Origin of the sequence: Mycobacterium sp., from assembly GCF_002863225.1 — a bacterium.
GTDB lineage: Bacteria > Actinomycetota > Actinomycetes > Mycobacteriales > Mycobacteriaceae > Mycobacterium.
The window spans coordinates 20,316-42,492 of the sequence record NZ_PKEK01000006.1 but is presented as its reverse complement, the minus strand read 5'-3'; the positions used below and the strand labels follow the sequence as shown (position 1 = coordinate 42,492).

Sequence of the window (22,177 nt, the reverse complement as noted above, 5' to 3'; positions counted from 1 at the left end):
GTTCCCGAATCCCCGGCAGCTACACCACCGAAGACCTGCAACGCGCAGCCGACATGTGGCGATATCAGATCCCGCGCACCGCAAACGATCGCCGCATCAGTATCACTACCCTGCTGCGGCCGGCGTTCGAAGAATGGTCACCCAGCACAGATCAACGCTCTGCCAAGCTCGTCGACGACGCGATCGCCGAATGCCGCACCCTCACCCTCACCCGAACCGACCGCGGCGACCTGTGGCCCGCCGTCGCCGCCCAATCCGCCGACTGGCCCAATATCAGTGCCGCCCTAGAAGACCCCGATGCGACCGAGTTACTGCAGATCTGCCTAGGCGCGCTACCGCCCGATGACTGGGCAGCGCGATCGATGCTGGCCCAGGGCGTCGGCGCCTCAACGGCCCGCCGGCCCATCAGTCGGCTATTAGGACCGAAAGCCCACTTGTCGTGACCGCTGGTGGACAGCGGGCCGAGCAGTAGGCAGGCGACGGGCGTGGACCAAACGGCCCGCGCCCGGTGGGGTTACCGGGATACCGTATCAGCGCCGAAAAGCACTGTCGCGCACCCGTTCTAGGTGACCCGATCACTCCGGCGACAGCGAGCCCATCCATGGGGCACCAATCGAGCAGCGTGACCCAAAGCGAAATAGGTCTTCCCTCACCCACTTTCGGCTACTAAAATGAGAGCGGCGTCAAGAGGTCTGAAGCCGGCAATTCGCAGCGAGCGTGGGACGACGAAGAAGAGGCTTTTGCAACGTTAGGGACGCCCCCGTTCTAGAGGGCGCGAGTCGGGGAAAATTTCGTTTCCGTCGTTGTAATCTCTTGCGATGAGCCATAATTGCGCGGTTATCGCTTCACGCAGGAATTGAGCAAGGGTGTAACGGCGCCCGGTTACGCGTTCGACGATGCGGACTGCGGCCCGCGAGCGTTGGTGCAGTTCGGTGGGAATGTTGGCTTTGGTGACCTCTCCCGGTTTGGGGTGGTCGTCAGTGTTAGGCATTGATGGCCGCGGGGCGGAACATTCCGAGGCGCTTCATGTGGTCGATCACCGCCGTGTAGTCGTTACTGATGTCTTTGGCGCGGTAGCCGTATAGCGGGACCGGGGTGTAGTTGGTGTAGGCCTCGTCAACGATTGAGCTGCGCCGAACGACAGGTGTCACACGGTCACCGAAGCCTTCCTGGAGGTATTCCAGTTGCTCGGCATAGACCGCGCCGGTGGCAGGTACGGCGCACGGCACGATCGCCAGCAGCGGGATGTCGATCCGGAAAGTCTTTTTGATAACTGCCAGCTCCTGAAGGAGGGCTTGGATGCCTTCGGATTCTTTGCCCGCGGGTTTGGTGCAGGTGATTAAACCCCATGACCCGGATGGGCTGTCCTCGTCGACCGAAGCGGCGATCAGCGCGGCGGTCACCAGGGCGTTGTTGCTGCCGGGCGAATCGATGAGGGTGATGTCGACCGGCGCGGCCGCCTCGAGCGCATCGCGCAATCGCATCACTCCCCCGGTCACTGCGGGCAGTTCGACCATCAGCTTGTCAAGGGTCGCGCGGGCGGCGGGCACGACGGTGAGATTGTTGATCACCACGTCAACACCGGAATCATCTCTGTAGTCGGGCTCGCCGTCATCGGTGAAGTCCTGCAGCACCCGGGCCGGCCTCGAGATGTCGTTGATCGTTGATTCCAGCCGAAGCACGTTGGCGATGGTGGGGCCCGCAATGTTGGGGTGACCCAGCCACGTGCTGGCGTTGGCTTGGGGATCGAGATCGATCACGCGGACCTGCAGGCCGGCGGCGGCAAGCTTGACCGCGGTGGTCACTACGGTGGTGGTCTTTCCGACACTGCCGGACATGTTGGCGACCGTGTAGGTGGGCATAGTCCTCTCCTGTCGCTAGGGGGTCAGTGGACGGTGATGCACGCTGCATCACCGGTAGCGGATGTGCGACTTGATGCAGGGTGCATCACGCGCTTGCGGCGTCGAGTTGGTGTCGTTCCCAGCTGGTGGGCTGGTAGCCGACCCGGGTGATGAGTAGTTCGAGGTGGGCGACGGCGTCGTCGTCCCAAGCTGTGCCTTTCAGTTCGGCGGTGTGCAGTTCCGCGGCCGCGACGGCGCGGTGCCAGGCCCGGATGTTGCGGGCCTTCTCCCCTGTTCCGTCGGCCGTGGCGTCCCAGTCACGCAGCAGCGCGGTGACCGCAGAGGTGCCGCTGCGGGCTGCGACGCCGGACAGATATTGGCCGACGAGGATTTTGAGCAGGTCGGTGTTGGAGGGCTGCTGGGTGATCAGGACGGCGCAGGACTGACGGCGGTGGATTTGGGCATCACTGGCCGCTGCTGTCTCGGCGTTGCGCTGCTCGGCTGCGGCGGCTTCCGCGCTGGCCTCGGCGGCATCGACGGGATCCGGCGCCGGCTCTTGGCTTTCGCGGGCGGTGTCGGTTCGGTCCGAGGCGTCCGCTTCCTCGACGCCGCGGACGGCGCCGGCGACGGTGTCGTCGTCCATCGCTGGGGCGTTGTCGGCGGGGCGGGTGTAGAGGTCCAGCGTTCCTGATCCGGAGTTGATGGCGCCGATGACGTCGGCGCCGGGCTCGTAGGCGGCGATTCTGAACTGGTGGCAGTTCTCCCCCAGTTCGGCCCGCGGGTCGTCGACGATGGTGATCCCGAGTTCAGCGGCTTTGGCGCGGGCGTCACGTTCTGCGATGACGCGCTCGGCGGCGCGGGTGGCCGACATGCCGCGGTCCAGGATCAACTGCAGTGCCTGAGCCTGCTCGGCAGCGCGTTGATCGGTGTCCTGCAGAGGGTCTTTGGTTTTCTGCCAACGGCGCGGCGGGCCATACGGCAGAGCTCCGGACAGCGCGGCGGCATCGACGCTGCGCAGCGTCCCGTCGTCGATCGCTTCGCATAGGCCTGGGGCGAGCAGTAGGAGCGCGAGTCGTCGCGAGACGGTGGCCTGGTCGATGCCGAGGCGTTCGGCGATGGCCCGCTGCGAGAGTCCGATCTCGGAGTAACGGGCGAAGAGGTTGGCTTCGGCGAGGTCGGAAAGGTCCTGGCGGCCGAGGTTCTCAGTGGCCATCGCGTCGAGATCGCCGTCGTCGGCCATGATGGAGTCGTCGACGACGGCTGGGATGGTCTCGCGGGCGGCTTCGAGGGCTGCGGCGCGGCGGCGGTGGCCGTAGATCAGCACGTAGCGCGCGTCCTGCGGGATCTGCGCGGAGGCGGTGGGCCTGTTGGCGATGAAGACGCCGCGGGGCACGACGAGCACGGGGAGTCGTACGCCGTTGGCACGCACGCCGTTGAGAAGTTCCTCCCATTTGGGTTCTCCAGGCTGCGGCTGGGATCGTGCGCCGTCGTTGAATGGGTGCGGCGCGATCTCGCTCACCGGGATCTGGACTACGCGGTGGGCTTCGTCGGCGGCGACTGCGGACAAGCCACCGATCAGACCGGATGGTTCTTCACGGGAGGTGGCGGCGTCAGAGCTGGGGGAGAGGTCCTGCGTGGCTTCCGGTTCTCCGCCGGCGAGGCGGGCGAACCTGTTGTTGGTCTTGCGGCCACCCGCTTTGGGTCGGCGGGCGGTCCGGACTGACGTCGCGTCGGGCACGAAGGTCTCCTCTCGAATACCGGTATAAGGGTATTTGGAGGGTGTGACACCGGCAAGATATTCGGCGGCGTGTCGGGGGAGTGCCGGAAAAACAGTGTCAGCACCACTCTGTCAGTGGTGGGACAGTGATGCACAGTGCATCACTGCCAGGTGATCCGCCCCGGGGACGGCCAGGCCTTGGGTGTCCGCGCCACGCATCCCGGCATATGTTGTGATGTCATCACCGCATACCTGCTGATGCGCTATGCGCATCCGCCATACCGCGCTCAGCGCATCGGCTTCGCCTATTCCGTAGCGCACTCAGGACGCGCGCGGCATGCTCACACATATTGGTGTAGTCACCACCGCCTAGCGCGATCGACAATCTATTTGTCGTGTCCACCTTGTGTGCTCTACTGCGAATCACACAGGGCTTGGCCCAGTGTGAAAGGGGAAGTCGATGGCTGAATCGGATCTGGTGAAGGAGCTCAAAGCCCGTGCTTTGGCTGCGGACGATAAGGTCCCCACAACGCTTCGGCTTCGCCGCAGAACGTTGAAAAGGCTGCGCGCGCAGGAGAAACGGTGGAGTACGTCGATGTCATACATCGTCGATGAAGCCGTTCAACCTGCTCTTGAGGAACTGGAAGCCGCCACACCGCCTGGTGATCAGGACAGCGATGATGGCGAGTAGTTTCCCCGCGGCCGAGATGACCGCTCATCAGGCGTGGTTTGTCGCCGATATGCTTCACGCCGGTTCCTACCCCTGGTCGTTGGCGATTACCGCACCGTATGCCGACCTGGGGGATAAGCCGAAGTTCGAGGAGCAGTGCCGCGCTGAGCTGACCGAGGCACGGATCTTGGACGAGAACGGTGCTGTTCAGCCGGCGATCGCTGCTGCTGTCAAGACTGCGTGCCAGGCTCGCCAGTGGCTGCAGTGGCTGACGATTATTGACTCCGACCGCATCCTGCGGGGTGTGCTGGCACGTACGACACCGCCAGATGCGGTGGTGGTGCTGCGTTACGCGCAGATGGTGACGTTCACCCCGTTGCAGCTCAACGGCAGCGAATCGCTGGTGCCGATCGTGACTGCGGGCCTGCCCGAGGATGCGCGGCCCGCCCATTTCGAGGAGTTCTCGATCCCGATGGACACCGGTAAAGCCATCGACGAGCGGGTCGGCCGCGGCGCTGACCTCGTCGAGGCTCTGGTCGATCTTGGTGTGCCTGAGCGCGACGCCGAGATCATGGAGCTTGCCCGCACGGGGGAGCGGATCACCATCGAGCTGACCGCCCACGAGGCCACCAACGGTGCCCGTAACAGCACCGACGTCAGTGTCAACGTCATCAGCACCCAAGTCGGATCCATTCTGGTTGCTCCGCCGCCCGGGGAACCCCGCGAAGGCGGGTCGTCGATTTTTGCACCAGCGGACCCCTTCGCAGTCGCCATGGCTGTCCGAGAGCTGACCGACCGATTGCCTTCGGGCACTTGGTTTCCCGAAGAGAACTTCAGTATCTGATGTCCCAACACGAAAGTGGAATCGAACAGATGAGCACACCTTCTGACGCCTCCGGCCCCGACGACGAGGCCACCTCCAACAACCCTGAGCCCGAACGCCCTCAGGCGCCGGCCTCTCACGCCCGGGTGCCCTGGCCGACCTCGCCGCCCGAGACTCCGCCTCGTGACGAATCACGCTTCACCGGAGATGAGACCTCGGTCCTGGACCTCAGTGCCCTCAACCCCGCAGCTCGCGCCGCGATCGAAGATGCTCGCGCGCAACGCGATTCCGCGACGGGCCAGCCGCGCCACCCCGCGGCAGAACAAGGCCCCCGCCACGGCGCTCCGCCACCGGCCGGCCCCCAGCACCCGCCGGCGGGACCCCCGCCGCAGCCTGCGGCACCGCAGCAACCGCCCGCGGGTCCGCCGCCTCAGCATCTGGGCCCGCAGCATCCGGGCAATCCTCAACGGCCACAGTTCAGTTGGCCACGCCAGCAGCCGGGACGACCGGACTTCACCGGCGCACAGCGCGGCCCTGATAGCGGCGTCGACGACGAGGGCCACACCACCGACCTGCGCCCCGGCGCCACACCGGGCTTCCGCCCGCCACCGTCACCAGGCTTCGACAACTTCTTCACCGACAGCTCCGCCGCTGACGACGACCTCGATCCATGGGGCGCCCCGGCTGAACCGGCGCCGACTGGGCGCCAGGAGAGTCTGCCCCGCCCGTCGTCGAGTGCTGACGGGTTCGGCGCACGCGCTAGCGGTGCAGGGGCGGCCGACAAAGTGCGATCGACGCGCCGCCGACCGGCGGCGACCGGCTGGCGACGTGTCGTGTCGAAGATGACCTTCGGGGCCATCAATCCGGGTCCTAGCGCCAAGCAGGAGGCCTACGACGAGCTGATCCAGCTGATCAAGAGCCCGCTGGACCACACTTACGTGGTCGCGTTCGTCAACGCCAAGGGCGGGGTCGGCAAGACCACGATCACCGTGGGCGCCGGCAGCGCGACCGCCAAGCTGCGCGGAGACCGCGTCATCGCTGTCGATGTCGACACCGACCTGGGCAATTTGTCGTCCCGCTTCCACCAAAAGGGTGGCCCGACTGCCAACATTGAGGCCCTGGCGTCTCTGAAAGATCCCAGCGCCTACCCCACGGTTCGTCGGTTCATGGTGCAAAACGACGCCGACCTGGAAATGCTTGGCTCGCAGAATGATCCGCGTGTCTCCTACACCCTTAACAGCCAGGATTTCGAAACCACGATGCGGATCCTGCGACTGCATTACAACGTCGTCTTGCTCGACTGCGGTACCGCGATCACCTCACCGCTGTTTTCCACGATCGCTAAGCAGCTCGACGCCCTGGTCATCGTGGCCTCCCAAGACCCGCCGGGCCTCAACGGGGCGTGGGCGACTCTGACCTGGCTGCACTCACACGGCTTCAGCGCACTGCTGCCGCGCACCGTGGTAGCGGTCAACGCACCGTCAAAAGGTAAGCCACTCGTCGATCTTGAGGAAAGCGAAAGCCTGTTCCGCGAACAGGTTCCCGACGTCAAGGTCATCCGGGTGCCCTACGACGTCCACCTCGCCGAGGGTGGTGACATCGAGTTCGACGCACTCAAGTCCCGGACCCGTAAAGCGTTGATCTCATTGGCTGGGGCGATCGCCGAACACTACCCCGTGCGCGGTCAGCGCCGCTCGAGCGAATCTGGAGGCTTCTGAGGATGGATCCCGCTGCTGCTACCGGCCAGGTCCGGGTGGCCATCGTCGGCGATGGCGCGCTGGTGGATCTGGCGTTGCCGACCACGCTGCAGATCCGAGAATTGATTCCCCGGATCCGCGCCACTTTGGCGTCTGGCCGCGACGACGACGAACTGGTCAGCGACAACGGCGACGGCAATGGATTGCGCCCGTATTCGCTTGCCCCCCTTGGCGGAACACCGTTTAGCCTCGATGCCACCTTGGAGACGTTGGCGATCGACGACGGCGAACAGCTCATCTTGTGCAAGCTGCCTCCCGGGCCCACGGCGCCACCGGTTGTCGAAGACATCGCCGACGCTTCGGCGATTCACTCAGCCAACCAGTTCAAACCCTTCGAGCACACCATGCTGGCCGGTCTGGTCCAAGCCGTGGTGGCGGTGTTGGATGTGTTGGCTTGCGGGCTGGGCATTTTCGCCTGGCACCGCGGCTACAACGTGTGGGCAGGCGCCGCGATGGCGGTGCCGGCGCTGGCGTTGCTGGCGGCTACGTTGCTGCTGCACCGCCGCGGCCACGACCAGGCCGCAGGCCGTGTGGGTATCGCCGCAAGCCTGCCGTTGGCGTTGGCCGGTGCGGCGGCCCTGCCCGGGGACGCGGCCGCGCCGCGGGTGTTTCTCGCCGCCGCCCTCGTCTTGGCTTGGACCCTGCTGTTGTTGATCATGACCAACAGTTGGGTGTCGCTGCACACCGCCACCGTAGTGATCGCCGCGACCGTCGCGATCACCGCAGCCACGCGCACCCTGATCCACTTCCCGTACATCACGTTGGGCTGCGGCGTACTGGCGGTGTCGCTGCTCGTGGCCAGTAACGCGCCCACCGTCTCCGCGATGTGGGCGCGCTATCCGCTGCCGAACGTGCCCGCACCGGGCGAACCGACACCGCCACCGTCGACGCTGGCCGAAATCGAAGCGCTGCCCCTGAAGACCGCGACGTCGAACTCGTATCAGACGGGCCTGATCGCGGCCTCGGTCCTGCTGTCGGTCATCGGCTGCGCACTGGTCTTATGGCTGCCCGGCGCGCCGGGCTGGCTGGCGTGGTGGCTGGTCACCACCGTCACCACCGTCACTGTGCTGCGCATGCGGATTTGGGATGCCGCGCTGCCGGCGCTGTGGTTCCTGGCCACCCCCTTCCTGGTGGCCGCCGCGCTCAGCGTGTCCTTCGCCGCCTCGAATCACTTTGTCGCGGCAACGATTTCCGCCGGCGCACTGGCGGCGTTGACCGGCATGTTGCTGCTTGCCTCGATCGCCAAACCGCGCGAACTGACCATCCCGCAACGCCGCTGGCTGGACATGTTCGAAAACGCGCTGCTGATCACCATCCCCCCGGCCATGCTGTGGCTCACCGGTGTGGTCAGCCTGATCCGTAACCGGGGTGCACTGTGATGTTTCGCCGACTGCTGTCCATGGCCGCAGCCCTGCTGCTGCTGGTGATGTGCACTCCCACGCCGCTGGCCTGCGCCTTGGCGATCCCGGTGGTCGACCCCGCCGCAGTGCCCCCCGACGGGCCTCCGTCCCCGCCTGAAGCGATGCGGGAGAACGGGCCGTGCATCCTCAACGGCGCGCTGCCCGGCTTCGACCCCGCGGTACCGCCGCCCAGCCAGGCGATGATGAACCTTCCCGAGGCGTGGAAATCGTCGCGCGGTGGGGGAGTGGCGGTCGCGGTGATCGATTCCGGGGTCACCCCGCAGCCTCGGCTACCGCACCTGGTGGCCGGCGGCGACTACATCGACCCGCCGGCCAACGGTTTGACCGACTGCGACGGTCACGGAACAGCCGTCGCTGGGCTGATAGCCGGATCGCCTGGGTCCGATGGGTTTTCCGGGGTGGCGCCCGACGCCGCGATCGTGTCGATACGCCAGAGCTCCGCGGTGTGGACACCCAAGGCGCCCAGCGGCCAAGACCCGCAGCAGGCGCGCACCGCCGGCGACATCGCCGGCCTGGCGCGCGCCGTTCGCCACGCCGCCGACATGCCCGCGGTGCGAGTGATCAACATGTCCACCATCGACTGCATCCCGGTCTACAAGCAGGTCGATCAGGCCGCGTTGGGGGCAGCGTTGCGCTACGCCGCGATCGACAAAGACATCGTGGTGGTTGCTGCGGCCGGCAACACCGGCGATAACCGTTGCGCGAACAACCCTTTGACTGACCCTGCCCACCCGAAAGACCCCCGCAACTGGGCAGGGGCGACCACGATTTCCACCCCGTCGTACTGGCAGCCGTACGTGCTGTCGGTGGCGTCGTTGACCCCGGAGGGTCAACCCTCGCACTTCACGATGAGTGGGCCCTGGGTCGGCATCGCCGGTCCAGGTGAACAGATCGTGTCGCTGGGCAACGCCCCGAATTCAGGACTGGTCAACGGCCAGCCCTCCACGAAGGAACCGCTCGTGGCGATCAACGGAACGAGCTTCGCCTCGGCGTATGTCGCCGGTGCGGCGGCATTGGTGCGCTCGAAATTCCCTGATCTCAGTGCACGCCAGGTCGTCAATCGGCTTGTGGCGTCAGCGCATAACGGTGCCCGCGCACCGTCGAACACCGTGGGCGCCGGGGTCGTCGACCCAGTCGCCGCGCTGACCTGGGACATCCCCGCCGGCGACCGCTTGCCCGCGCAGATGCCCATCGTGCACGTGCCGCCACCGGCACCCGCCCCGCCGGACAACCGGTTGCCTCGCCTGATCGCCTTCGGTGTCGGCTTCGCCGCGATCGCTGCGGCCGCCATCGCCGCCTCCGTGATTGGAATGCGCCGTGACCGCAGCAGTTAACGCCGCCGACTCCCGGTTCGCCCCCGCACGCCCAGGCTGGCGTCGCCTGACGATGCTGATATCGCTGCTGCTGTTGGGCTGGGCGCTGTTGCTGCCGGTCGGAACCCGACCGCAGTGGTGGCACTACGTCGTCGCCGCCGTCCTAGTCCTGACCTTTCTGGGCTCATGGCATAGCCAGCACTTGTCCACTGTGACGGGCCGCTGGGTGCCGATGGCGTTGCATAACCGTCGGGCTCGTTCGCAACGCAGCGGCCGTAAGCGCGCCACGAATGACACTGGCAGCCAGCGTCATCGGCCCGCACTCATCAAGCAGGGCCCGTTGCAGGCGCGCATCGTGATTCATCTGCGGCCTCACCCGCATGCGTTGACGACACCCGATGACCGCGCCGACCAATTGCCGTGGGAATTCATCACCGCCTGGCTGCACCGCTACGGCATCCGTGCTGACGATCTGACCATCTGCTCGGTCACCCGAACACCACTGGCCAGCGGGCTGCGCGCCGACTCAGGTCCGCTGCTTGGCGGCCGCAACACCCAGCATCACGACACCTGGTTGACCTACACGTTGCGCGCGGAGAACAACGTGGGTGCGCTGGCTGCGCGTCGCACCACGATGGGCAACACGGGTGATGACTCGTCGAACGAAGAGTCGCGACAGCCCCATCACACCGGGTTGGCCGATACCACGGCTCGGCGCTTGATCGCCGAGCTGCGTGAGCGGGGCTGGTTGGCCACCGTGGAAACTGACAGCAACTCGACGCCAGCATTTTTTCCTGACACCGCAACCCTGCGCCGCGAAATCTGGACCGGCACCGAGTTTTCCGACGGCTTCCGGTCGGTCTACGCCGTGGACCCCGACGCGTTGAACGACGTGCTCGAAGAGCTGCCCACCCTGAACACCAAATCCACCTGGGTAGTTGCCACCATCCGCGCCCACGGCAACCAGCCGCTCACCATCGAGGCTGCCGTCGGCACTGTGACCGCATCACGCCCACCCCGACACCCGCTGCCCGGGCTGCGGGGCTTCCACGGCACACACCGCCACCTGGTCCCTGCTCTGTCGATCAACCACTCCGGGCTGCCCGCCGGCGAACTGGCCGCAACGCAGATCGGCATCGAGGACCTCGCGGCTCTGCGGTGGCCCACCTCGGCGATGGGCGTCCCGATCGGGTTCAATCCCCGCCGCCAGCCGGTGTACCTCGGCCTGGCCTCCCCTGAACCGGTGCGTATCACCGTCACCGGCACCCGCGCCTTCCACGTCGGTGTCATCGCCCGCCTGGCGCTGTCCGGACTGCCGGTCGCGCTCTACACCGCTGAACCCCGCCAATGGGGCTCCCTGGCCAACCACGCAGCACCTGAGCAGTTCCAGCTGCGGCCACACACCTTGCCCGCCGAGGCGATCGTGGTCAGCGACGGCAGCGGCCCCGTCCCCGACGGCGCCGCGATCACCGTGGCACTGCGCCGGCCACAGTCAGCCCAGGCGCCAGCCACCACCATCGTCATCACCCAAGACGTCAACAACCCCGACCTGTTTTTCATCACCACTGCCAACGAACGGCAAAAGCTGAGCACCCGCTCCGCGGGTAGCCGTAATCGATAAGCGAGGTTCATGAACTGATGTCGAACATTCTTCACGGATCAATTGCGGCACAACCGGTGTCGCTGAACGCAGACGCCGGCCTGCCCCCGGGGCGGGACTTCCTCACCTCGGCAGGGTTCGCCGGCGCGGCCACACTGCTGGCCGCGCTCATACTCACAGTGGCGCTACTGGTGATCGCCCGCAACAACCGTCACCACCATGCACACCACCTCGAGGAGCTCACCCATCACCACGACGCGATCCGCGACGAGCAGCGCCGCTCCGACGCGCTGACACGCGCCTGGCAGCGCCTGCAGTGGGTGGTCGACACCGCCGGCCTCGAACCGGCCTCAAGTCAAGGCATCACGCTAGGTTTGGGCCCCGAGCTGGCGGGCGAGGTCTTGCGGGGCATCCTTGCCGACGCCGACCGGCTGGGCGATGAGGCACTCGGCAACGCCGCCACCGTGCACTTGTCTCAGCTGTCGCTGGTTTTGGCACATCAAGCCGGGCCCCTGCCCACCAGTACGTCGACCAGCGCCGCCGCCACCAATCCCGCGGCCGCTGCCAAGGACACGACCGCCACACCTGCGAGCCCCGAGACGACCCCTGGAGCGCCAGCACCCACCAACTCGGATATGGCGACGACCCCTGCTGACACGCCCGCCCCCACCGCGACGCGATCACGTCGGCGCAACTGATGACCACTACTCGCCAGCACATCGAAGACCTCGCCCCTGAGGCCTGGGCCGCGCTGACCAAACGCTCCGCACAAGCAGCCGTACAGGCAGCGACCGCGCGCGGTCTACGCCCGTCAGATGACCTTGTCACGGTGGCCGCCGCCAGCGAAAGCGAGCTCGCCGACCAGCGCACCAAATCTGGCGACAGCCCTTCCCCGCGTTCCCCCGCGATGCTTCTCATCGACGCCGACCATCGGCGCGCCCTGGCCGAAGCCGATACCGAACACGCCCGCCAAGACGCTCTGGATGCTCGCGCAGAGACCGACGCCGCACGCGAACAAGCCGCCGACGCAGCTCGACAAACCGAGCTGGCCCGCGAGCAGGCCCGCGCGGCCGACAACCGTGTCGCCAACAAAGACCTTGAGATCGCCGCAGTGCGACGACAAGCCCAGCACGATCTCGACGAGCTACGCGAGGAACTCGACCAGGCCCGCACCGACGCCGCCACCGACCTCGCCGAAGAGCGCCACCGGGGGCAGCGCGCCGTGGACGCGGTACGCGCGGAACTTTCTGCCATCCGCACCCGAGCCGGCGCGGATCTCGACCAGGAACGTGATAGGGGGCAGCGCGTACTCGACGAGATACGTGCTGAGCTCGCACAGGCCCGCACCGATGCCGCCACCGACCTCGCCGAAGAGCGCCAAACGAGCCAACGCGCGCTCGATGAGCTCGGCGCCGAACTCGACCAGACGCGCACCAAAGCCGCTGCAGACCTGACTGACGAGCGCCTCAAGGGGCAGCGCGCCCTCAACGAGGTCAGCGCCGAACTTGATCGGGTCCGCGTCAAGGCTGCCGCCGACCTGACCGAGGAACGCCACAGGGGGCAGCGGGCGCTCGATGAGGTCAACGCCGAACTCGACCAGGCCCGCACCGACGCCGCCGCCGATTTCGCTGCAGCGCAAGAACAAATCAACGCTGCCAACGCGCGCGCAGAACAGCGCACCCAGGAGCGCATCGCCGAGCGGGCCTCCGCCCAACGCGGGCTTGAGGAGGCCCGCACTGAGATGGCCCGGGTGAGCTCTGATGCCGCCAACAAGGTCAGCATTGCTCTCGAGCAGGTCCGCGCCGCTGAGCAGCGCGCTCAGCAGCGAACCGAGGAACGCACCGCGGAGCGGGCAGCCGGCCAGCGTGCTCTGGCTGAAGCTGAAACCGAGCTTCAGGCGGTCCGCGCCGCCGCCGACGCTGAAGTCGCCGCGGCCCGCGAGCAGGCGCAGGGCGCAACCACTGCTGCCCACACCGCGGTCACTGACATGCGCGCCGAGGTCAACAGGGTCCGCGCCGAGGCCGCCGCTGACGTCGCCGCCGCACGCCAGGAAGCCAACACCGCGGTCACGGTCGCTGAGCACGAGGTGGCCGAGCTCCGCACCTTGTTGGCGCGCGTGCGAATCGACGCGGCGAGCGAAGTGTCGGCGGCGCGAGAGCAGGCCGCCGAGATCGACCCGCAGATCTCGCGACAGCTCGTGTCGATCCCGCTGCCTCCGGCCGGATTACGGGCGCTCACCGGCCAGATCGACGACGCGCTCACCACGACGTTGGACCTCGACCAGGCTGTGGAAGCCGGCCTCACAGAACAGGATTCGGTCGACCTCGATCTGGTGCGACGACTGGCGTCTGCCGTGCAGGACCAGGCTGAGGACCTCTCGACGGCGTTGCAGGAGCTTCCCTCCCGATGCACGACCCGCTGGCAAGCCCAGGTCGCCGAGCAGTACACCAATGCGGTCGCGGCGGCCTACGGCGCAATCTTGCAGCGCATCGCCGACGCTGCACAGCAACTCAACTTCCGCGACGACGACCGGGCCGTCGAAGCCGGCGCAGTCATCACCCTGATGATCGAGAACCATCCCTGGCGCAGCGCCTAGTGGTGGTGCTTCGTGGGCTGGCGGCATGCCGGCGAGAGGGGAGCTTCGTGACGCAGCCGAGCCGTAGTTTTGGGACTGATTACTCGGACTACTGGAGACCCGCACCCGAAGGCCGAGTGCTGGTTCGACGCGGCCATATCGACGACGACGTCTGGTGTTGCACTGCCGTCGACATGGTGCTGACCTCACAAGCCTTGAAGCACCCGGTCGGATCTGAGCTGTAAAGCGCTATGCCGAGGGCAAGTTCAGCGAAGGATGAAAGGTCCGGTGGCGGTGCGATCCCGACACCTGGGTAATGGACTTCTGCGACCAACGTGTTGAAACGTGACACCTCATGGGTGAAAAGGCCCGTAGCCGTGGTCTTCAGGACCCTGGTGCGCGCGTCAGGATGGGAATCATGGGCGGTGGTGCCATGCCGCCCACCGGGACGCCGTTCTGAATGGTGAACTGGCCGCCGCAGCCGTCGGGAACGTAATACGTGACCGTGGGATTCGCGCCGGACAGAACAGCCATCTGTTGAGGTGTCATCGGCTCCCAGTCATGAAAGATCGGTGGGGGAGTGATTCCCGCCAAGCCGCCGGTCGTCACCCCACCCAGTGTGCCCTCCACGGCGTTTGGTTCGGTCGAGGCCCACGCAGGGCCACTGATATTGATTTGCGTAGTTTGTTGTGCCTCATAGGTATTGGCGACCCATCGTTGCAGCTCGGGCTGTCCGTTCACCATCTCGGTGCGGGTGTAGGACGTCAGGTCCTGCCCGGAGATCCTGAATTTGTACTGTTCAGATAGCGACGCGAGCGGGGCTTGATCATTGGTCACCCAGGTGCGACCAGGTGTGTAAAACCCAGAGGGGCCACCGGTTTTCGCCGGCATGCCCGGCGGAAAGTCAACGTGTCCGGTAGGAGGCGGGGGAGGGGTGTCTCCGGTGTAGGGCGGCGGGATATATCGCTCCCAATGCCCAAAACGCTCATCTCCGATCAGCGGGTTTTTGGGATCGATGAGTTGCGGGCCGACCCGGTCGTAGGCCGGACCTTGCGGTGGATCGCCGGTTCCGTAGCCGGCGGCTTGAATGTGAGGCCGCCCGTTGGGTTGCTGATCTGGCTCGCCGGGCCCACGGTAGCGTCGCGCGGCCTGGTCGTCTTCCTTTGTGTAGGTGGCAGCGTGCTCAGTGAATCTCTGCGAATAGTCTTGAAAGTCGGCGGCTTTGGCGTTGACGGGTTCATCGGCGGTCGCCAGGCCGGCTGAAATACCGGTTGCGACTGGATATCCCATTGGGCCGTGGGTCTCGGCCACGCGTTGCGCCTCGGCGGCCAGTTGCGGAGGCAGAGCGCCAACGCGACCGGCGAGCTCACGGTACACATCTGCGGTGTGCAGCAAATCTGCGGGATTGACGTTGAGTTGTTCCACAGTTCAGCCCTTCTCGGTGATCGCTGCTGAGATCCATTGTCCCCGAGGGTTCGGCGCGTCAACAACGCTGATTTCGCCGCCAAGCAGCGGGGCGGCGGCCTCGGCGTCGATCATGAGGTGGGCGCGGGAACAGACTTACGCCAGCCTCCCCGGCAGAAAGCCATGCCGAAAAGCTGTGGGGCGGCCACCGTAAAGGTGGCCGCCCCACAGAGGGTCATGCGGGGTGGCTCAGCACCACTTGGCGCCCTCGGCCATGTCGCGTGCCGCCATGGTGAGGGTGTTGTTCTCGTGGGTGTGTGTCAGCTGGTACTGAGCGTTGTTGAACTGCTCGAAGGTCTGCATGAACACCTGGGCCCACGCTTGGAACGATCCACCAGTGTCACCGTTCCACGCGGAGGCGAGGACACCGTTTTCGCTGGTGATCGCCTCAGCGATGGCACGAAGACCCGCGCCCTGGCCGTGCATCTCGCCGACCGTGCCCATCATTCCGGGGTAGTTGTAGAGAACTTGGCTGCTATCCATGGCCAATTCCTTTCGTCAGAGTGTCAGGTTGAGTTGTGAGTGAACCGAAAATGAACTGGTCAGACGTTCAGCGTCGGCATGGAACCGCCACCACCACCGGGGATCATCCCGCCGATACCGGAGGTGGCGTCGGCCGCGTTGGCGTCCTGCGTGAGGTAGGTGACCTGGGCGTCGCCGATGTTCGTGCCGGCGGTGTGCAGGAGTGCCTGCAGCTGGTTTCCAGAGTCATACATCTGGGCCATCGTTCCTTGGTAGGCCAACGAGTTGGAGCCGCCGTTGACGGCCAGCGCTTGCTGGGCGGTCGCTTCCTGCTGGTGGAGCAGCGCCATGAATTGCGTCGCCTGGTCGGTGAAGCTGGCGTGCGACGACTGCAGCTGGGGGAGGCTCGCATCGAGAAGTCCCATGGGGGTCAATCCTTTCATTGTGGGTGTTATCGGTAGGCCTTCGACGAAATCGGGTTGATTTCGAATCGGTCGGGTCAAACAGGTCAGCGGCTCATCACGTAGGCCCCCTCGTCACTGTCGGCGTCGACGTCGTCGCCGTCGACAGCGTTATCGGTGTACGTGCTGACTTTCTTGGCGCCGCGGCCACTGGCGCCGTGCGCGCCGGCGCCCATCGCGCCGCCTCCGGCGCCGCTGCCGGACGCGCCGGCGCCACCCATGCCGGTCGCGACCGGGGTGATCGCGCGGGCAGTGCTGGCCGATTCGGTGACCGGCTGGGCACCCCATGTCGAGGGCATCATCGGCTTGGACGGGCCGCTGCCGAACGCGCCACCGGCCATGCTGGTCAACCCGGCGGGGTTGAATCCGCGGATCGCGCCGGTTCCGGAGAACCCGACGGGCATCGCCTGAGCGCCGCTGGCACCGGAGTTGCCCGCCATGTTCGACAGCAGGCTGCTGAGCTCCTGGGGTGCCGAGGCCAGGGTCTGGGGCGCGCTACTGAGCATCGATCCAGGGCCTTGTGTCGCTGAGCTGGCCGCTTCGGGCACCATCGAGGCGAATTGCTGGATCATGTCCATACCCGAGTTCTGCGGGTTGGCGGCGCTGTCAGTCTTGTTGGCCGCGTTTTGTGCCTGGTTGGATTGAGCGGCGGCGTTGGCGGAGTCACCGGCGGCGTTGGTGCCGGCTTTCTGCCCCAGCAACGTCGTCGCCCCGACGGTGGCAGCCTGTAGTGAGGCGCCGCCGGCGCTTGCCTGGGCGATGTTGGCGGCTCCGGCCGCTGACGCACTGGTCGAACCGGATTCGCCGACACCGAGGAGCAACGTCAGCGGTGACATCGGGGTGGGGGGAATCGTGTTGACCGACAACGTCGAGCTCGCATCCCAGCCGGACATGACATCGGCGGCCAGCTGCCACATCCGGTGATAATCCATCTCGTTGAGACCGATCGGAATGGTGTTGACCCCGAGAAAGTTGGTTCCGATCAGCACGCCATGGACGAAGTGGTTCTCGAACAGTTCACCGAGGGTGGGCATCGCCACGACGGCGCCCTCGTAGGCGGCGACGATCTCGGCGTGGGATGCGGCGGTGAACTCCGCTTTGGCCGCGACGTCGGCCAGCCAGAGCAGCATCGGCTGGTGCGCCATGACAAACTGCTCGGCCGACGGGCCGGAATAGGTGGCCTGGATTGAGGCGATGATGCCTTCGAGCTCGGCGAGCGCGGCGATGTACTCGGCGCCCAGGGTGGTCCACGACAGTCCTGCTGCGGTCATCGACGCAGCCGTGGCGCCGGCGCTGAGCAGCGTCGAATGCACCTCCGGGGGCGCGGCCACCCACATCGGCGGCGCGATCGCATCACCTGTCATGAGTCGTGTTCCTGGACTTGTGGGGCTAGAGGAGGGCGCCGCCGCCGTTGGCGACGTAGGCTGCTGCGCCTTCGGCGTCACCGATGGCGTAGCTGGTTCCGGATTCGCCGACCCCTTCGGAGGACAGGCCAAGCTGCGCACTGCCCATGCCAGTCATGAGGTGGTGCTCGAGGCCTTCGGCGATCAGGCTCAGTGACGTCTTCTCCGACACCAGGTCCGCTCCGGGGGGCAGTGTCGCGCTGGTGGCGACCAGGTGGGTGGCGTTGCTGGCCAGCAGGCGGCCGGTCAGCGCGGCGACCTGAGCGGATGCGGCGCCCAGTGCGGTGGGATTGACATCGAGTTCCATGGCGTCCCCTTTTAGTCTTCGCGGGAGGTGTCTATTGAATTATCGCCGAGACCCTGGCGTGATGCCTACGCTATTTTCCGGCGCCCAACCAATATGGACATACCGTACCGCTTCGGCGCGACACGTGTCACACATTGCAGCACGCCCGTATAGCACAGCAACATCGCCTGCCAGCAGTTTTAACATGGCTGTTACATACCGTCGTCAGGTGCGGCTAATTGCAGGTAGCCGCCGTTATCGCCGTTCACCGCGAGCATGAATCCGCGCCCGGGCGGGAGCCCGTCTTCGAATTTCACCCCGCCGACTTTGTCGGTAGTGGTCTTTGCGCCCAACAGAATCCGGTTGGCGCCTTGGGTGGCCATTTGGCCCGGGACTGAGGCGGGGCTGATTTCGGCGAGCTGGCTGCCCGCGGCGCGGTGCGTCATGATCACCCGCAGGCCGACGTCGCGGGCGTTGGCGAGGTGACGTAGCAGCGGCTGCCATGTTTGTGCCATGCGGGGGCCCATCGCCGGCGCGGGCGCGCCTGCGGCCACCTGCTGATGAATCGAGACTTGGGCGGGGATGGCATCGATGTCGTCGACGAACAGGTAGATCGTGGGGCCCTCCAGCTTCCAGGCCCGTTTCTGCTCCCACGTCAGGTCTGCGGGCGGGGTGCGGCGGTCCAAGACGTTGGCGATGCTTTCGATGTGCGTGGCCATGGTCGAGAAGTCATTTTCGTAGTAGTCGTTTCCCGCGGCCAGCAGCCGGGTTTCGTCACTGAGCTTGCGGCTCTTGTCGAAGATGACGACGACCGCGTCTTCGGTGCGGGCCCGCCGGGCGACGACACTTCTGATCAAGTTGGTGATCAGCGTCGATTTTCCGTGCCCGTCGTCTCCGTAGACACCGAGCAGCGGCTCGGCGGCGAAGTCGATGACCATCGGTCGAAGGTCGCTTCCCCGCAGGCCCAGAATGTGCCGCTCCCCGTGCAGCTCGGCGTGGGGGAGACCTGCCCATGGCACCAACCGCGGCAGCAGTTGCGGCCCCGGCACCGGACGGGCGTTGGGATACTGCTCGCCGATCGTCGCCGCGGTTTCGCGCACCTTGTTATCCAGGTCATCCATGGTGGGGGCACCGTCGAGCCGGCCCACCGCGAACCTGATGACATCACCGACGGCGTTGATGCCGCGACCCGGTTGATCCAGCGGGATGCGGTCTTGCGGGCGGGTCATCTTGTCATCGACGTTGCTGCGCACTTGGGAGGTGGCAGTCTTGGCGAGCTTGAGCTCGTAGTGGGTGTTGACGTGGTTCTGGATCTCCATACCGAACTTGATCCAGTCCGCGGCAGTGATCATCACGTGGATACCGCGCCCGATGCTGATCAGCCGCTCCACATTCTTCACGGCCGGATTCTTCGGGTACATCAGTGAGGTGTTGTCGGCCAAGAAGTTCTCCCAGCCATCGACGATGAGATACACGTCGGTGGGGTAGCCGTCGTTGAGACCGGGCTCCCCTTGAGCGCGGCGGGCGCGAAATTCGTTGAGCGAGTTGACGTTATACTGATCGAATAGGGCGCGACGGCGGGCGATGAGTCCGTCGAGGTCACCGAACACGCGCAGATTCAGCTCGGTGCGGCCGTTGCCGCCGATAGCGCCGACATGGGGCAGGTCTTTGATCGCGGCCAGCCCCGGCCCGCCGTAGCTCATCAAATAGAACCCGACCTCTTCGGGTGAGTAGCGAGCAGCCGCCGACAGGACGAAGGTCTGGACCACCATCGACGCATCTTCTTTGCTCATGCTGGTGACCGATAAGTTGCCGTTGTCGATGCTGTAGGTCAGCAACCCGTGGCTGAGTTTGCGGGGCCGGTCGATTTCACCCAGCGGCCACCAGGGGGCTTGTCCGGGGCGGGCGGGGATCTCGTTGGCCTGCTTGAGAATTGAATCCAGCGGGATCGGATCGTCCAGCGGCGGCGACCACAGCTGGGGCTTCTTTTTGCCGTAGGCATCCACCAGTTGCGGGCCCACGGTCAACACCAGCGAACGTGGGGGGCCCTCGATAACCGACTCGGCGGCGATCTCTTCCTCGATCACCGTGTCAGGATCGGGTTCCACCCGACCCGCGGTGAACACTCGGGCCCGCGGTGCGGCGTTGATCACCCGCCGGGTCAGCGTGGTCGGCGGTTCGTAGCGATCGGGCAGGATGAAGCCTTTGTACTTCATCGGGTCCGCCCCGGGCGCCCGCACGAAAAACCCTGTGCCCTTGGCGTTTTTACCGTCGGCGATGTGATAGGCGTCGCCGCTGCCGATCACGCGGCGGGAGATGTTTTCGGCTGCGACCTTCAGCCCGATGCGGTACTGGGTGTTGTTGGGAATGTTCTTGATGACCCCGTCGTCCAGCGTCTGGCTTGCGAACAGGAAAAACACCCCCTGGGACCGTCCTTTACGGGTGACCGTGTCGAACACGTCAGCCATGTCGGGGTGGTCTTTGAGGAGCAGCGAGAACTCATCGACCCACACGAACATGAACGGGATCGGCTCCAGATGCGCGCCGACCGGAGTGGCCCGCGCCTCGTTGTATTCCCGCAGCGACTCAAACGCCGCCCCTTTGACCTGGTGGCCGGCATCATGAAAAATGCGGCCCCGCTGGTCGAGCAGACCGTGCAGTGTTTCACCGAAACGCTCCACCAGGGAACGCTTTTCCTCCAGGTTCGTGATCACCGCGACCACGTGCGGGTAGTCGACGAAGGCATCGAATCCGGCGCCGTCCTTGAAGTCCACCAGGATCGCTTGCACGACATCGGGGGAGTGCCGGGCGAACAACGCGAACGCCATCGCGCGCAGCGCCGTCGATTTACCCGATCCGGTCATGCCGATCATCAGCCCGTGTGGGCCGTTACCGCCGTCGGCTTCGTCTTTGAGATCAGCAACCAGCGGGGCCCCGCTGGGCTGCAATCCCAGCGGCACCTTCAGCAACGGCTCGAGGTCGACGGGTTCGCCGGTACCGACCGGCAGCATGCGCGGGCCCCATACCGACGCGACATCCATTTTCGCGGCGTTGGAGATCCCGAGCAGCGACAGCATCGTCTGCGCTGCAGCCGATTCGGCGTCCTGGCGCCCGATGGGGGCGGCGTCCCACTTCGACATCTGCCGGGCCAGGTGACGCATGGTGCGGCCGTCCAGCGAGTCAGGCTCTGCACAAAAAGGCTTCCACCGAAACTCGGTCCACTGCTGCATCTGGTCGAACTCCGCCCCGGTGGCCTCATCGAGGCGCAGCACCAGTTCGCGGGGATGGGGGGCGTATTCGCGATCGGGGCCGGCGCCGTCGCGGTAGGCGATCACGGTGACACCGTCGCGCGCACTGATACGGCGTACCGCCTGCTGCGCGGCGCCCGGGTCATCGACGATGAGCACGACATGCTTGTGCGACTTGGTGACTGAGGCTGCGTCGACACCGCCTTTGTCGTCGACGACCTTCGCCCGCGCCGACAACAGCGGCTCCAGCATCGCGTCGATGTCGGCGATCGACTGCCCGAGGTAGCGGGCTGGGCCGGCGCCGTCGATGTCAGCACTTTCGGTGTGCGGCAACCATTTCGTCCACCCCCAGTGGCTTTCCAGGTAGGGCGAGGCCACCGCGACGGCGATGTCGTTAGGGGTGTGCCAGCACACCAGTTGCGCAACCCAAGCACGCACCGCGGCCGCGAACAGCGGCCGGCGCCCGTAGATGCTGATCATGCCGATGCCGGAGAAGTCGATCGCCTTGGGGCAGTGCGGGATTGATTGCTGCACCGCGCGCAGGTGCTGCAGCGCGGTCTTGGTGACCGGCTCGAGGTCGAGTTCTGAATCAACAGGCTTGACTTTGATTTTGGCCAGCAGTTTGACGTCGTCGCAGCCGACACGGACGTGCAGATAATCGGGGTCGGTCGCACCGCGCTCCCACATCCGCGGTGACCCCAACACCGCCTCAAGCACCGACGGCTCGGGATGCGACCACTGAGCGGCAGCTTTCTGGGACTCCGCAGCGGTGCGGATCTCTTCGGCCTTGCCCGACAGGTACCGCAGATACTCGGCACGCTCGGAATCGACTTCGGGGTTGGCCATTTCGTTGTTCGGGCCGCCGCCTTGCACGGATTGAAACAGCCCGATCAGCATCATCGCCATGAAGAACAGATACATCGGGCTGCGGAGCTGGCCGACGCCCATCACGAACATCATGACGATCATGGCGACCATCGCGCCGCCGAAGACGAAGGGCAGCGCCTTTTTCACCCAGCTCTGCTCGATGGTGCGCGGCAGCTCAGGGGGAGGGTTGAAGATGAAGTCCTTGGTGGCGCTTTTCGGGCCGGCGACCCGGCGCCGCTGCGGAAACCGCTCTCGCATAACCAGATTCC

The 22,177-nt window shown here is 65.9% G+C and carries 17 protein-coding genes; 9 read left to right on the top strand and 8 right to left on the bottom strand.

Features of this window, described 5'->3' with window-relative positions:
• On the top strand, positions 1-443 hold a 443-nt coding region (locus CYU59_RS00945; RefSeq protein WP_292974861.1), incomplete at its 5' end, for a hypothetical protein.
• Positions 444-983: 540 nt separating this feature from the next.
• On the opposite strand, the gene CYU59_RS00940 is transcribed toward CYU59_RS00945, so the two are convergent.
• Complete coding sequence (locus CYU59_RS00940; protein ID WP_292974859.1) at positions 984-1,862, bottom strand: ParA family protein; 879 nt, start codon at positions 1,860-1,862, stop codon at positions 984-986.
• A gap of 85 nt (positions 1,863-1,947) precedes the next feature.
• Positions 1,948-3,579, bottom strand: coding sequence for a ParB/RepB/Spo0J family partition protein (locus CYU59_RS00935; RefSeq protein WP_292974857.1), 1,632 nt, complete (start codon positions 3,577-3,579; stop codon positions 1,948-1,950).
• A 439-nt stretch (positions 3,580-4,018) separates the two neighbouring features.
• On the opposite strand from CYU59_RS00935, the gene CYU59_RS00930 reads away from it, so the two are divergent.
• Genes CYU59_RS00930 through CYU59_RS00895 form a run of 8 tightly spaced genes read left to right on the top strand, consistent with a single transcriptional unit; the run spans position 4,019 to position 13,738 of the window.
• Complete coding sequence (locus CYU59_RS00930) at positions 4,019-4,249, top strand: hypothetical protein (protein ID WP_292974855.1); 231 nt, start codon at positions 4,019-4,021, stop codon at positions 4,247-4,249.
• Positions 4,239-5,072, top strand: a complete 834-nt coding sequence (locus tag CYU59_RS00925) for an ESX secretion-associated protein EspG (RefSeq protein ID WP_292974853.1) — start codon at positions 4,239-4,241, stop codon at positions 5,070-5,072. Before CYU59_RS00930 ends, CYU59_RS00925 begins: the two co-directional genes overlap by 11 nt.
• A gap of 29 nt (positions 5,073-5,101) precedes the next feature.
• A complete protein-coding gene (locus tag CYU59_RS00920; protein WP_292974851.1) occupies positions 5,102-6,769 on the top strand; it encodes a MinD/ParA family protein in 1,668 nt (555 codons plus the stop codon).
• A gap of 2 nt (positions 6,770-6,771) precedes the next feature.
• A complete protein-coding gene (eccD, locus tag CYU59_RS00915) occupies positions 6,772-8,187 on the top strand; it encodes a type VII secretion integral membrane protein EccD (RefSeq protein WP_292974849.1) in 1,416 nt (471 codons plus the stop codon).
• On the top strand, positions 8,187-9,563 hold the full coding sequence (gene mycP / locus CYU59_RS00910; protein WP_292974847.1) for a type VII secretion-associated serine protease mycosin: 1,377 nt from the start codon (positions 8,187-8,189) through the stop codon (positions 9,561-9,563). Before eccD ends, mycP begins: the two co-directional genes overlap by 1 nt.
• Positions 9,547-11,163, top strand: coding sequence for a hypothetical protein (locus CYU59_RS00905; RefSeq protein ID WP_292974845.1), 1,617 nt, complete (start codon positions 9,547-9,549; stop codon positions 11,161-11,163). Before mycP ends, CYU59_RS00905 begins: the two co-directional genes overlap by 17 nt.
• A 17-nt stretch (positions 11,164-11,180) precedes the next feature.
• Entirely contained in the window at positions 11,181-11,840 is a 660-nt protein-coding gene (locus CYU59_RS00900) for a hypothetical protein (RefSeq protein WP_292974843.1), read from the top strand.
• Positions 11,840-13,738, top strand: coding sequence for a hypothetical protein (locus tag CYU59_RS00895; protein WP_292974842.1), 1,899 nt, complete (start codon positions 11,840-11,842; stop codon positions 13,736-13,738). The genes CYU59_RS00900 and CYU59_RS00895 overlap by 1 nt, the downstream gene beginning before the upstream one ends.
• A gap of 363 nt (positions 13,739-14,101) precedes the next feature.
• Here the strand turns inward: CYU59_RS00895 and CYU59_RS00890 are convergent, their stop codons facing one another.
• The 6 genes from CYU59_RS00890 to eccCa all read right to left on the bottom strand — a co-directional run bounded on the left by CYU59_RS00890 (position 14,102) and on the right by eccCa (position 22,166).
• Positions 14,102-15,142: a type VII secretion target gene (locus CYU59_RS00890; RefSeq protein ID WP_292974841.1), complete on the bottom strand. Its 1,041-nt coding sequence runs from the start codon at positions 15,140-15,142 to the stop codon at positions 14,102-14,104.
• 228 nt (positions 15,143-15,370) lie between these two features.
• Positions 15,371-15,664, bottom strand: a complete 294-nt coding sequence (locus tag CYU59_RS00885) for a WXG100 family type VII secretion target (protein ID WP_292974840.1) — start codon at positions 15,662-15,664, stop codon at positions 15,371-15,373.
• Between the two features lie 59 nt (positions 15,665-15,723).
• The gene (locus tag CYU59_RS00880) at positions 15,724-16,068 is read right to left on the bottom strand and encodes a hypothetical protein (protein ID WP_292974839.1); all 345 of its coding nucleotides are present in this window, start codon (positions 16,066-16,068) and stop codon (positions 15,724-15,726) included.
• Between the two features lie 83 nt (positions 16,069-16,151).
• Complete coding sequence (locus tag CYU59_RS00875; RefSeq protein WP_292974838.1) at positions 16,152-17,468, bottom strand: PPE family protein; 1,317 nt, start codon at positions 17,466-17,468, stop codon at positions 16,152-16,154.
• Between the two features lie 25 nt (positions 17,469-17,493).
• Positions 17,494-17,814, bottom strand: coding sequence for a PE family protein (locus CYU59_RS00870; protein WP_292974837.1), 321 nt, complete (start codon positions 17,812-17,814; stop codon positions 17,494-17,496).
• Between the two features lie 191 nt (positions 17,815-18,005).
• A complete protein-coding gene (gene eccCa / locus CYU59_RS00865; RefSeq protein ID WP_292974836.1) occupies positions 18,006-22,166 on the bottom strand; it encodes a type VII secretion protein EccCa in 4,161 nt (1,386 codons plus the stop codon).
• Between the last annotated feature and the right edge of the window lie 11 nt (positions 22,167-22,177).